Origin of the sequence: Rhodococcus rhodochrous (assembly GCF_014854695.1) — a bacterium.
In the GTDB taxonomy this organism is placed as follows: domain Bacteria; phylum Actinomycetota; class Actinomycetes; order Mycobacteriales; family Mycobacteriaceae; genus Rhodococcus.
In genome coordinates this window covers 5,361,686-5,374,008 of sequence record NZ_CP027557.1, presented here as the reverse complement: position 1 = coordinate 5,374,008, position 12,323 = coordinate 5,361,686, and the positions used below count along the sequence as shown (strand labels likewise).

At 69.1% G+C, this 12,323-nt stretch carries 9 protein-coding genes; 5 read left to right on the top strand and 4 right to left on the bottom strand.

Annotated features, from left to right (window positions below; genetic code table 11):
• The first annotated feature begins 21 nt into the window (after positions 1-21).
• The 3 genes from C6Y44_RS24575 to C6Y44_RS24565 are packed head-to-tail and all read left to right on the top strand — an operon-like array spanning position 22 to position 4,806.
• Positions 22-2,694: a transglycosylase domain-containing protein gene (locus C6Y44_RS24575; RefSeq protein ID WP_159417157.1), complete on the top strand. Its 2,673-nt coding sequence runs from the start codon at positions 22-24 to the stop codon at positions 2,692-2,694.
• A gap of 9 nt (positions 2,695-2,703) precedes the next feature.
• Positions 2,704-4,296 carry a glycosyltransferase family 87 protein gene (locus C6Y44_RS24570; protein ID WP_159417158.1) on the top strand — a complete coding sequence of 531 codons (1,593 nt, stop codon included), beginning with the start codon at positions 2,704-2,706 and terminating at the stop codon, positions 4,294-4,296.
• A 27-nt stretch (positions 4,297-4,323) separates the two neighbouring features.
• A complete protein-coding gene (locus C6Y44_RS24565) occupies positions 4,324-4,806 on the top strand; it encodes an RNA polymerase subunit sigma-24 (protein WP_159417159.1) in 483 nt (160 codons plus the stop codon).
• A 219-nt stretch (positions 4,807-5,025) separates the two neighbouring features.
• On the opposite strand, the gene C6Y44_RS24560 is transcribed toward C6Y44_RS24565, so the two are convergent.
• A complete protein-coding gene (locus C6Y44_RS24560) occupies positions 5,026-5,307 on the bottom strand; it encodes a response regulator transcription factor (RefSeq protein WP_159417160.1) in 282 nt (93 codons plus the stop codon).
• A 174-nt stretch (positions 5,308-5,481) separates the two neighbouring features.
• Between C6Y44_RS24560 and C6Y44_RS24555 the strand changes: the two genes are divergently transcribed.
• Both C6Y44_RS24555 and C6Y44_RS24550 read left to right on the top strand, forming a co-directional pair.
• A complete protein-coding gene (locus tag C6Y44_RS24555) occupies positions 5,482-9,300 on the top strand; it encodes an nSTAND1 domain-containing NTPase (RefSeq protein WP_225623677.1) in 3,819 nt (1,272 codons plus the stop codon).
• Positions 9,301-9,422: 122 nt separating this feature from the next.
• The gene (locus tag C6Y44_RS24550) at positions 9,423-9,980 is read left to right on the top strand and encodes a hypothetical protein (RefSeq protein WP_159417161.1); all 558 of its coding nucleotides are present in this window, start codon (positions 9,423-9,425) and stop codon (positions 9,978-9,980) included.
• 3 nt (positions 9,981-9,983) lie between these two features.
• Here the strand turns inward: C6Y44_RS24550 and C6Y44_RS24545 are convergent, their stop codons facing one another.
• The 3 genes from C6Y44_RS24545 to C6Y44_RS24535 are packed head-to-tail and all read right to left on the bottom strand — an operon-like array spanning position 9,984 to position 12,318.
• Positions 9,984-10,364 (bottom strand): DUF2752 domain-containing protein, encoded by a 381-nt coding sequence (locus tag C6Y44_RS24545; RefSeq protein WP_159419087.1) that lies wholly within the window; start codon positions 10,362-10,364, stop codon positions 9,984-9,986.
• Positions 10,365-10,390: 26 nt separating this feature from the next.
• Positions 10,391-10,978, bottom strand: a complete 588-nt coding sequence (locus C6Y44_RS24540) for a GNAT family N-acetyltransferase (RefSeq protein ID WP_159417162.1) — start codon at positions 10,976-10,978, stop codon at positions 10,391-10,393.
• Complete coding sequence (locus C6Y44_RS24535; RefSeq protein ID WP_159417163.1) at positions 10,978-12,318, bottom strand: glycosyltransferase 87 family protein; 1,341 nt, start codon at positions 12,316-12,318, stop codon at positions 10,978-10,980. The genes C6Y44_RS24540 and C6Y44_RS24535 overlap by 1 nt, the downstream gene beginning before the upstream one ends.
• Positions 12,319-12,323: the final 5 nt, after the last annotated feature.

Sequence of the window (12,323 nt, the reverse complement as noted above, 5' to 3'; positions counted from 1 at the left end):
CCGCGCAATCCCAACCAGCCGATGCCGCCGCGTCCCGGCACGTTGCCGCCCGGCGCGGTGCCTCCCGTCCAGCGCACGCCGCAGGCCGATCCGACCGTCGCCATGCGTTCCGGAGCGGACGCGGCTGCGCAGCGTCCCGGAGCGGACGCGCCAGGTGCACAGCGTCCCGGAGCGGACGCGCCAGGTGCACAGCGTCCCGGAGCGGACGCGCCGACGCAGCGGGTCTCCGCTGCGATGGGTGCGAGCGCTGCAGCGGGTGCTGCAGTAGGTGCGAGTGCTGCGAACGATGCACCCACGACACGCGTCGCCGGCGGCCCGCCCGCAGGCGGACCTCCCACCGTTCCGCCCGGTGGCGGTTCGGGTGGCGGCGCCGGGGGTGGAAAGGGCGACGGCAAGAACAACCGCTGGCGCACGATCCGCCGGATCGGTTACGGCGTGGTCGCCGCCGGCATCCTCGTCCCGATCCTCATGTTCATGCTGGCGTACATCGTCCAGGACGTGCCGCGCCCCGGTGAGCTGCAGACGAACCAGGCCGCGACCATCTTCAACTCCGACGGCCAGGGTGTCATCACGAAGGTGATCCCGCCGGAGGGCAACCGCACCGAGGTCGAACTCGACGCGATCCCCGTGCACGTCCGCAATGCCGTGCTCGCCGCCGAGGACCGCGACTTCTACAGCAATCCCGGCTTCTCGGTCACCGGCTTCGCGCGTGCCGCCCGCGACAACGTGCTCGGCCGCGACAGCGCCGGTGGTGGTTCGACCATCACCCAGCAGTACGTGAAGGTCGCCGTCGTCGGTTCCGAGCGGACGTTGACGCGAAAGCTCAAGGAGCTGGTGCTGTCGACGAAGATGGCGAACCAGTGGGCCAAGGACGACATCCTCGCGGCCTACCTCAACACCATCTACTTCGGTCGTGGTGCCTACGGCATCGCCGCGGCGTCGAACGCGTATTTCGGCAAGCCCGTCGGTGAGCTCACCGTCGAGGAGGGCGCCGTGCTCGCGTCGTCGATCCAGTTGCCGTCGCTGCTCGATCCCGAGCAGAACCCCGAGGGTGCGGAGGCGCGCTGGAACTACGTGCTCGACGGCATGGTCTCCGCGGGCACGCTCGATGCCGCCGAACGGTCGGGTATGAAGTACCCGGCCTACGTGCCGATTGCTGAGCTCGACAACGGCGACCAGTCGTCCGGCCCCGAAGGTCTGATCAAGAACCAGGTGCTCGCCGAGCTGTCCCGCGAGGGCATCGACGAGAACCTTCTCAACACAGCCGGTCTCCAGATCACCACGACGATCGACCCCCAGGCCCAGCAGTCGGCGGTCGAGGCGGCGCAGAGCAATCTCGAGGGCGAACCCGAGGAGTTGCGTACCGCGGTGGTGTCGGTCGATCCCCGGTCCGGGGCGATCCGCGCCTACTACGGCGGTGAGAGCGGTGTCGGTTACGACTTCGCCCAGTCCGGTTTGCAGACGGGTTCGTCGTTCAAGGTGTTCGGCCTGGCCGCCAACCTCGACCAGGGCGTGCCGTTGTCGCAGACCTACGACAGCGGTCCGCTGACGGTCAACGGCATCAAGATCGGTAACGTCGAGGGTGAGTCGTGCGGGCAGTGCACCATCGCAGAAGCGCTCAAGCGGTCGTTGAACACGAGCTTCTACCGGATGATGCTCGAGATGGACAACGGCCCGCAGGCCATCGCCGACATGGCGCACAAGCTGGGTGTCGCGAAGGAGCTGCCGGGCATCGGTGAGACGCTCACCGAGCCGGGCGGCATCGGCCCCAACTACGGCATCGTGCTGGGCCAGTACCAGTCGCGCGTGCTCGACATGGCGTCGGCGTACGCCACGCTCGCGGCGTCCGGCCGTTATCACGAGCCGTATTTCGTGCAGAAGGTCGTGACGTCCGACGGCGAGGTGCTCCTCGACCGTGGCACCCCTGCCGGTGAGCAGGTCGTCGACGCGGCGGTGGCCGACAACACCACTTCCGCGATGACCCCGATCGCCGCGTACTCGAACGGCCACGCCCTGGCCGGTGGCCGTCCGTCCGCGTCGAAGACCGGTACCGCTCAGCTCGGCGACACCGGCTCCAACAAGGACGCGTGGATGGTCGGTTACACCCCGTCGTTGTCGACCGCTGTGTGGGTCGGCACCGAGGAGGGCCTGCCCCTCGAGAACAGCTGGGGCGGCATGATCTACGGCTCGGGTATCCCGTCGGACATCTGGAAGGACACGATGGACGGCGCTCTCGAGGGCACCGAGGTCGAGTCGTTCCCGAAGCCGGAACCGATCGCCGGTGTCTCCGGCGTGCCGGCGTGGACCGCGTCGACGACGGCTCCGGCCACCCGTGAGCAGACCACCACCTCGCGTGTCGTGCCGAGTCTTCCGGAGGTTCCGGAGATCACCACGCAGAACGTGGAGATCTTCCCCGGCGTCACGATTCCCGTTCCGGGTGTCGCCCCGCAGACGACCACCCAGAACGCGCCCTCCCGTCCCGGCACCGGCGGTCAGCAGGAGGAGAGCGAGGACACCGGCGGCGGAACCGGCGGCGGTGGTACCGGCGACGACTCCGACGAGGGTGGATCGCCTCCGCAGAACCGCATCCCGGGACTCGAGAGCCCCGCGATCCCGGGCGCGCAGGGAGGCGGATTCCAGGGCGCGCAGGGCGGTAGCCCCCAGGACGCGTTCGAATACGCTCCGGCCGGGTAGCCTCGCCGCGTGAGCGACGACCGGGGATCCGACGCCCGGCCTGTGGTGTCCGCTGCACCACCGGCCGAGGATCGTCGTTCCCTGGACTGGCGCGACACCCCCGGGCGTACCGACCCGACGGTGTCGCGCCTGACCGCCGTCATCGGCGGTCCGGTGGGCCGGCACGCCGTGCTCGGGCGCACCCGCTTCTTCACTCCCCTGCGGGCGATGTTGCTGCTCGCGGTCGTCTTCCTCGCCTTCGGCTGGTTCACGAAGGCGGCCTGTGTCCAGCAGGGACCCGTCGGTCCCGATGGCGCGCTCGGCCTGGACTGGAGCGGCAACCGGCAGTACGTGGCGATGTGTTATTCCGACATCGTTCCGCTCTACGGTGCCGAACGGCTCGCCGAGGGCGCCTTCCCGTACCGGACGTCGTGGGAGGAACCCGGCCCCGACGGGCAGATGCAGACCCGGTACATGGAGTATCCGGTGCTCGCGGGGCTCTACCAGTACGGCTCGATGCGCATCGCGAAGGCGTGGGACGCCACACCGTGGCTCCCCGATGCGCTGCAGGTCGCGATCTATTTCGCCGTCGTCGCACTCGGTCTCGCGCTCGCCTGGCTCGTCACGGTGTGGGCCACCGCGATGTCGGCGGGTCGCAGGATCTGGGACGCTGCACTCGTCGCGGCGTCACCGCTGGTCGTGGTGCACGCCTTCACGAACTTCGATGCCCTGGCCACGGCCTTCGCCGCCGGTGGCCTGCTGGCGTGGGCACGTCGTCGACCGGTTCTCGCCGGTGTCCTGCTCGGCCTCGGTGCCGCGACGAAGTTGTATCCCTTGCTGTTGCTCGGTCCGCTGCTGGTGCTGTGCCTGCGGACCGGCCACCTGCGGTCGTTCGCCCGCACCGCGGGAGCGGCCGCCGCGGCATGGCTGGTCGTGAATCTGCCGATCATGGTGCTGTACCCGCGCGGATGGGCGGAGTTCTTCCGGCTCAACTCCGATCGCGGAGCGGATCCGGATTCGATCTACAACGTGCTGCACTCGTTCGTGGGCTGGCCGGCCTGGTCGGCCTCGACCTTCAACGGGGTCTCGCTCGTGTTGTTCGCCGCGGCCTGCGCCGCGATCGGGTGGATCGGGCTCACCGCGCCGCGCCGCCCCCGCCTCGCGCAGCTGTGTTTCCTCCTCGTTGCGGCCTTCCTGCTCACGAACAAGGTGTGGAGTCCGCAGTATTCGCTGTGGCTCGTGCCGCTCGCCGTGCTGGCCGTGCCCCACCGGCGCGCGCTGGTCGCCTGGATGACGATCGATGCGCTGGTGTGGGTTCCGCGCATGTACTACTACCTCGGTCCCGATCGGAAGGGGCTGCCGGAGCAGTGGTTCACCGCCACGGTCTTCCTGCGCGATGTCGCCGTCGTGGCACTGTGCGCGGTCGTGCTGTGGCAGATCCGGCGTCCGGTGCGGGATCCCGTGCGGTACGGCTTCGTCGACGATCCCGTCGGTGGTGTGCTCGACCAGGCTCCCGACCGTCCGCCGCGATGGCTGCCCGCCAGGTTGCGACCTGCTCACCATCGGGTCACGAGAGAAGAATCATCCGAACGATGGATGTCGGAGACTTCGTCGGCCCCCTAGGCTCGGGAACGAGCACGAGGGGGGAGAATGGCGAGCGGCGGACGGGGATTCGGAGCGGGGACGGATGTCACCGCATCACAGTTCACGACGTGTGAGTTGGCGTGGACGGTCGCGGCCGGCGACGCCACCGCGATCCCACGGCTCCTGCGCGACCTGCATCCGCTCGTGATCGCCTACTTCCGGGCCCGTGCGAAAGCCGCCGGAGGTACCTTCGCCGACGCCGATCGTCTCGCCCTGGCCGCCTGCCGTGCCATTCTCGCCGAGCTCACCGCGCCGTCCGGAGCCGACCGGCCTTTCCTGCGGTTGGCCTACACGCTGGTCGCCGACGCGGCCGATGCCGAGTTCGCGAGCCCGCGGGCCTTCCCGCTGACCCGACTCCAGCAGGAGATTCTCATCCTGCGCACCATCGTGGGCCTCGACTCGCGGCAGACCGCGGTGGCTCTCGCCGTGGCGCCGGGGCGGGTCGGTATCGAGCAGCACGCGGCGCTGAGTTCCCTGCGCGCGGCCTGAACCTGCGTGGACGGAGTCCACATCGACGGGTAAATGGACGAACCCCGCATCTTCGGGCGTTTTGTCGCTAATATCCGATTCGTCAACTTCGTTGCTACGGGACTGTCGGGGACCTGTCGACCGCGCCTTGGAGGTTCGCCGTGCCCTGCACTTCCGACGATCCCTGACCTCACGCGCGCCGGCGCGTCACCGTGCGCGCGGCGTCACCTTCGTGCGGTGTCACCATTCGTCCAGCGTCGTCAGACCGTCCTGGAGCGCGCGTGCCAGCAGACTCGCCTTCGTCGAGGCATCTCGTCCGGCTGCCGCGTACTTGAGGCGGATCCGCTGCAGATGAGTGTTCAGCGTGCCCACCGAGATGAACAGCCGCCTCGCCGCTTCGGTCTTCGAGTCCGCTGCCAGCCAGGTGAGCAGAACTTCCTTCTCGCGGGCGCTGAGCAGAGGCCGCACGAGGCCGCCGACACGCGTGTCGTGGAACGAGGACGAACGGTGCTGAGCGTTCACGGCGAACCGCCTCTCGGCTGACGAAGAGTCTGGGGAGCCGGCGCGAATGCGCCACCTCGAATCCTCGTCGCCGTCGGTGCGAAGACCTACGCCCGCGCGTGATCCCGTACGAAATCCGTACAGCCATACATCGTTGACCTGCGGAAACGCAGATTCTTCCCGAGGGAACCGTAGATGACGGAAACAACCGTGGAGGCGGCCGATCCGACCTCCATCACCTCCCGGGCCGAGTTCGGCCGGGCCCTGACCGCCTTGCGAACCCGAGCAGGACTGTCGATCCGCGATGTCGTCGACGCGTCCGGCGCATTGCACGGCACGGTCGCCGGATGGTTCTCCGGACAGCACCTGCCGACCCGCGCCAGCGAGCCCGCCTTCCGCGCGGTGCTCGCGGCGTGCGGGGTCGCCGACGAGATCGAGGCGGACACCTGGATCGCGGCTGCGCGTCGCGCCCGGCAGGCACGGACCAAGCGCCGGGACACCGGCCCGATCCCCTATCGCGGTCTGTCCTCTTTCGAGGCGGAGGACGCCGAGTGGTTCTTCGGCCGCGACGACATCACCGAGGACGTTCTCCGCCGGATCCGCGCCGCGGTCGCCGGGCAGGGTCCGAGGGTGATCCTCGTCGTCGGTCCCTCCGGTGCGGGCAAGTCGTCTCTGCTGCGGGCCGGTGTCGCGGCCGCCGTCGGTTCCGACGAGACCGATCTCCGCGACTGGAAACCTGTCGTCCTGACCCCCGCGTCGGCAGGACCGGACAAACTCGCCGGCATTCTCGACGTCGATCACCCGACCGTTCTCGTCGTCGACCAGTTCGAGGAATTGTGGACCTCCGGGGAGGAAGAAGACCGCCACGACTTTCTCGAACACCTCGCGCAGCCGTCCGACGACATCGTCGTCGTCCTCGGGCTCCGGGCCGACTTCTACGGGCTCGCCGCTCGGGAACCGCACCTCGTACCGATCCTGGAGTCCGGGCCCGTCGTCGTCGGTCCCATGTCGGCTGCCGAACTCGAATCCGTCATCGTGCAACCGGCGGCCAAGGCGGGGGTGACCGTTCCACCGGAGCTGGTGAAGGTGCTGTTGACCGATCTCTCTCCCCGCGCGTCGCGGACGAAGGACGAGCCCGGCACACTCCCCTTGCTGTCCCACGCGTTGCTGCGGCTGTGGCAGCGGGCCGAGCGCCGGACGCTCACCGTCGCCGATTACACCGCGGTCGGCGGTATCTCCGGCGCGGTCCAGCAGACCGCCGAGGAGTTGTACTCGGAATTGACCCCCGAACAGCAGCGACTCACGCGCCGGGTGTTCCTGCGTCTCGTCAACGTCGACGACGACACCCAGACACGACGACGCACTCCCCGCAGCGAACTGGCGTTCGGGGACGTCGACGCCGTGGACGAGATCGTCGACCGTTTCGCCGACGCCCGGCTCCTGACGGTCGACGAGGATTCCGTCCAGCTGAGCCACGAAGTCCTCCTCATCGCGTGGGACCGGCTGCGCGGATGGATCGACGCCGACCGGGCGGGCCTCGCGGTCCATCGCGAACTCACCCGCGCCGCGCAGGTGTGGGAGGACAGCGACCGCGACGACACCACCCTGCTCGGCGGTGGCCGGCTCGTCCTCCACGACGACTGGAGTCGCGTCGACGACAACGCCGACGCGCTCAACGACACCGAACGGGAGTTCCTCGCCCGGAGCCTCGCGCACCGGGACGCCGAAGTCGAGACGGAGCGCCGCCGGACCAGGATGCTCCGGCGGCTCGTCGGCGCCCTCACCGTGACGGCGGTGATCGCCCTCGTACTGGTGGTCGTCGCCACCACAGCCGGAATCAGCGCGCGCACCGAACGCGCCGACGCCCAGCGCGCACGCGACGACGCGATGTCGCGCCAGATCGCGACCGTCTCGTCGCAGTTGTCGGCCACCGAACCCGCCCTTGCCGCCCAGTTCGCGCTGGCCGGCTACCGCGTCGCCGACACCGTGGAAGCGCGCTCGGCGCTGTTGGACACCACCGGTGTGCGTACCCCCGTGCGTCTGACGGGACCGGCAGGCCCCCTCCAGGCACGCAGCACACCCGACGGGAGCACTGTGGTCAGTGCCGCATCCGACGGCACGGTGCGGTTGTGGGCGGTGGGTGAGACCGGACCGTCGATCACCCCGACCGCGGAATTCGGTGCGGGGGACGGCGCCGGCGAACTCTATGCGCTCGCCGTGTCGCCGGACGGTGACTCCGTCGCGGTGGGCGGGCAGGGCGGAATCTGGCTCTGGGACATCCGCGATCGCACCTCGCCGCAGCAGCGGGCGGTGCTCGCGAACTCCGACCACACGGCATATTCCCTCGAATTCTCGCCGGACGGAAGGCAACTCGTGGCAGGGACGGGCTCCGGCACAGTGCTGCGATGGAACACGAATGCCGACGAGGTGAGAGAACTGCCCTCACTCGACCATCCGGCCGAAGGTGCTGTGTACCCGGCCTTCTCGCCCGACAACCGATGGCTCGTCGTGGCCGGCAGGCAGATGTCGCTGCGGGTGTGGGACGCGCAAACGCAGGACGCCGGCACCCGACCGGTGTTCGAGACACCGCCGGACGGCGGCACCGAACATCTTCTGTCGGTGGCGTTCTCGCCCGACGGTCGCACGGTCGCGGCCGGCACCACCGGCCGCCACGTACTGCGTTGGGACATGGCCGATCCCGCGGTACCCGTGCCCCTGGCCACCCTCGAAGGATTCACCAGCTATGTCAACACCGTCGCGTTCGCTCCGGACGGTCGTCGCCTGGTCGCGGGCAGCTCCGACAACACCGTCCGCATCTGGGCGGACGGAACGACTCCCGACGCCGCCGAATCGACCACGACACTGCCCGGTTCGAATCCCGTGACCTCGGTCGTCTTCACCGACGAGGGTCGCGCAGTGCTCACCGCGGCACTGGACGGTTCGGTGGGATGGTGGCCGGTGCCCGGCCCGGTCCTGCCCGCGGACGAAGCCGTCTACGTCACTCCCGTCGATGCGGACGGCACCCTCGTCCTCTTCGGTCAGGGACGGTCGAATGCCCTGCCGCTGTGGAACATCGCCGATCCCGGTGCGGCGGCGGAACAACCGTCCCTGAGTCCGCCCGTCGAGGACCGGTTCAGTGGTGCCGCAGCGCTGTCGAAGACCGGATCACTCGCTGCAGCGGGAACATCCGGCGGATCCGTGCACCTGTGGGATCTGACGGACCCCGCGGCGCCGCAGTTCGCCGGGACCGCCGAGGGCGTCGTCGCGGGCGTCGTCGGAGTGGTCGAGTTCGCTCCCGACCGACCCGTCGTGGCGGTAACGGCGACGGAGGACGCGAAGGTCGCGATCGTCGACGCCTCCGATCCGGTTGCTCCGCGCGTTGTCGGCACCTTCGAGGCCGACGACTATCCGTACATGCTGTCGTGGCATCCCACTGCCGACATCGTGGCCGCGGCGAGCGCCGGTGGCCTCGTCGAACTGTGGGATCTCTCCGATCCCGCCGACCCGACGCGGATCTCCGAACTCTCCGGGTTCGAGAGTCAGGCGCAGACGGTCGCGTTCGGTGGCGATGGAACGGTCCTCGCCGCCGCGAGCGCCGACCGCAGTGTGCGCCTGTGGGATGTCGCGGACCCTGCCGCCCCGCGCGAACTGGCGCGGATCACCGGGCCTGCGGACGCGGTGTATTCGCTGCACTTCTCCCCCGACGGGAATCGTCTCGCGGCCGGCGTCGGCGACGGGTCGGCGTGGATCTGGGACGTCACCCGGCCGGACTCCCCCACCACCCACGCGGTGCTCGCCGCCTACGGAAGCCGGGTCTACGACGCCACCTTCGCGCACAACGGAGCGGTGCTCGTCGGAGGCGGTCCGGACCGTTCCGTGCGGCTGTGGCAACTCGACCCCGAGACCGTCGAGGCGACACTGTGTTCCACCGTCGGCACTCCGGTGACCGAGGACGAATGGGAACGGCATCTGCCGGGTGTTCCCTTCCGGCCGCCGTGCGGCGACACGGCGTGAATCGGAAGGGACGGAAGATGTTCCGACCGAGCCGGATTCATCCGATTGCAGGATACGCCCAGGCCGCGCGGTGTGGGAACGTCCCTCATGGGGGATTCAACGCATCGATCATCGGAGGAAGCATGTCTCGTATTCGCAGGTCGGGTCTGCGCGCGGTTCTGACGGCGGTCACGGTGGCGGCGGTCGCATTCGGTGCGCCCGTTGCCGCTTCGGCCGCTCCCACCGGCAGCGCCGGCAGCAACGATCTGCCGGGCAGTGTCGCCGATCTGCCCGGCAGTGTGTCCGAACTGCCCGGCAGCGTGATGGATCTGGGGGCCCGTGCGATCGATCTGGGCAGCGTGATCCTGGAGAACGGATCGTCGCTGCCGACGACACAGCAGTGCAACCAGTCGCGGCAGTCGGGAGGGGAAGGTGTCACCAGCACCTACCACGAGTTGGGTCGCAGCGGTCCCACGTCGTTCCTGCTCGACTGGGAGACCTACGACGTTCCCGACCGGATCCAGGTGTTCTACGGGGGTTCCCAGATCTACGACACCGGTCGTATCGGTGACAGCATCAACGAAGGCACCGGATCGGCAGTGGTGAACGTGCCGGCCGGGAGCGCGACCTCGGTTCTCGTCCGAGTGACCGGTGATCCCGGGACGGACTGGGACTACCTGGTCAACTGCCCGATCCTCTGACGGTCAGATCCGTAGGGCGGTGAACGGCGCGACCGGGATGTTGCGCACGACGAACCACACCGCCGTCAGGGCCAGCACGAGGTGCGGGGTCCACCGGTATCGCGTCCATCGCGGCATCGGTGTGCCCCGCACCCGGCCCCACGTCCACAGACCGAAGACCGCGGTGAGCACGGCCAGCGCGACGAGACCGAGGGCGTTGTAGTGCAACGCTGCCGGTACGTCGAGATGGACGAGTGAGTACAACATCCGTGACGAACCGCAACCGGGACACAGGATTCCGAACAGTGAATAGGTGGGGCACGGCGGGATGACCCCACCCGGCGTGGTCGGGTCGGCCCACGCCACCGCTGCGCACACCGCGACCGCACCCACGACGATCGCCATGGGGGCTGCGAGCGCGCGCCTCGTCCTCATCGCACCGTGCGCTCCTCGAGCCGGGCGCGCACCCCGGGCCATTCGTCGTCCGTGAGGGAGAACAGGGCGGTGGTCCGCCAGCTGCCGTCACGGCGCCTGCGGTGCTTGCGGAGCAGACCCTCCTCGGTGGCGCCGAGCCGGCGCAGAGCGTCGCGCGAACGGGTGTTGCGTTCGTCGGCGTGCCACGTCACGCGCACGGCCCCGAGGTCGTCGAATGCGCGCTGCAGCAGAAGCAGTTTCGACTCGCTGTTCACGTGGGTGCGCTGCACTCGCGTCGACAACCAGGTGTACCCGATCACCAATGTGCGGTGGGCCGGTTCGAGCAGGTAGTAGGACGTCGATCCCAGCACCTCACCGGTCGTCCTGTCGACGATCGCGTAGGGCAACCGGGACGGATCGGCCACCGCCTCGCGCACGAAGGTGCGCGCGTCGTCGAGGTCGCGGATCACGAGGTGCGCCCAGGCGAAAATCGTGTCGGGATCGTCGGCGGCTTCCAGCAACCCTTCGGCGTACGCGTCGGTGAGGGGCTCGAGCCGGATACGGGGACCCTCGAGGAGGGGATGTTCCGTCCAACTGTCGTTCATCACGTTCTCCCGGTCGTCGTCGGACGGCGAGCGTAGTCCGTTCGTTCCGTCTGCTGCCACGGAGTTCGGGGCGCGACGCGCAGGAAGACGAAGAACAGCACGACCAGCAGGACCGCGCGTCCCCACACTCCGATGTGGACGAGCGTGAGCGGCAGGGCCATGTCCGTTTCGCCGGCGGTCGCGGCGAACCACCGGAAGATGCCGATGCCGATGGCGAGGTCGGCGAGGAGATAAGCGGCGACGAGACCCCACGGCACGCGCAGCAGGATCAGCAGTGGCAGCAGCCACAGCGTGTACTGCGGTGAGTGCACCTTGTGGAAGAGCATGAAGCCGCACAGCATCGCGGCCCCGGTCCCGAGCCACGGATAGACGCCGTCGCGGAGGTATCGGCGCCATCCGAGCCACAGGGCGAGCGCGAACGACAGCGCGACCAGCGTCGGCGACAACTGGGCCACCAGCTCGTTGTACTGGGGAGTGTTCTCGTATTCCTGGTAGCCGCCCATCAACGGCCGCAGACCCCAGTACCAGATGGAGTTGCTGGTCCCGTCCGCTTCCCGGTTCTGCTGGAAGGCGAACGACGCCCGCCAGCCCTCGTAGCCGAGGATCGCGAAGGGCAGGTTGATCGCGGCGACCGTCGCTGCCGCCGTGCCCGCGACGGCGAGGGCGCCGGGGACGTCCCGCTTCCGGTCGGGTGAGCTCCCGCCGGTGAGGACGTAGGCGATGAGCGGCAGCACGAAGATGCCCGGATAGAGCTTGAGACAGAAGCCCACGCCCAGCAGCACGGCCGCGACCACTCCGCGAGTCCGCAGCGACCAGCGTTCGATCGTCAGCACCGCGACGGCGGCGACGGTGACCGCCACGACCGGCAGGTCCCAGTTGAGGAAGGCGTAGAGCACGAGCGGCGGCGTGAGCGACCACGTCAGCGCTGCCCACCCCGCCATCCGGGCGAGCAACCACGCGGTGATCAGTCCGAAGGGGGCGAGCAACCACGCCGACTGCAGGAGGAACTCCGCATCGGTGTGGGCACCGATCGCCCCGATCCACATGAGCACCCCGCTGAGCACGGGATATTCGACGGTGCCCCCGGTCAGCGCTCCCGACGAGGTGATGCCCCCGTCGACGAAGGGGAAGAGGTGGAGGTTGATGCCGCGGCCGATCCACAACTGCTGGATGTCGGAATAACAGACGTCCGCGTCCTTGATGTCCTCGAACCGCAGCGTGCGGCCCTCGGCGTCGAAGGTGGGGCCGGCGCACCGGGCCTTGTTCAGGTAGCCGAACCACATCATCACCGCGCACGTCAGGACGGCGACGAGCGAGACGGTCCCGGAGCTCGTGCGCATGTCCT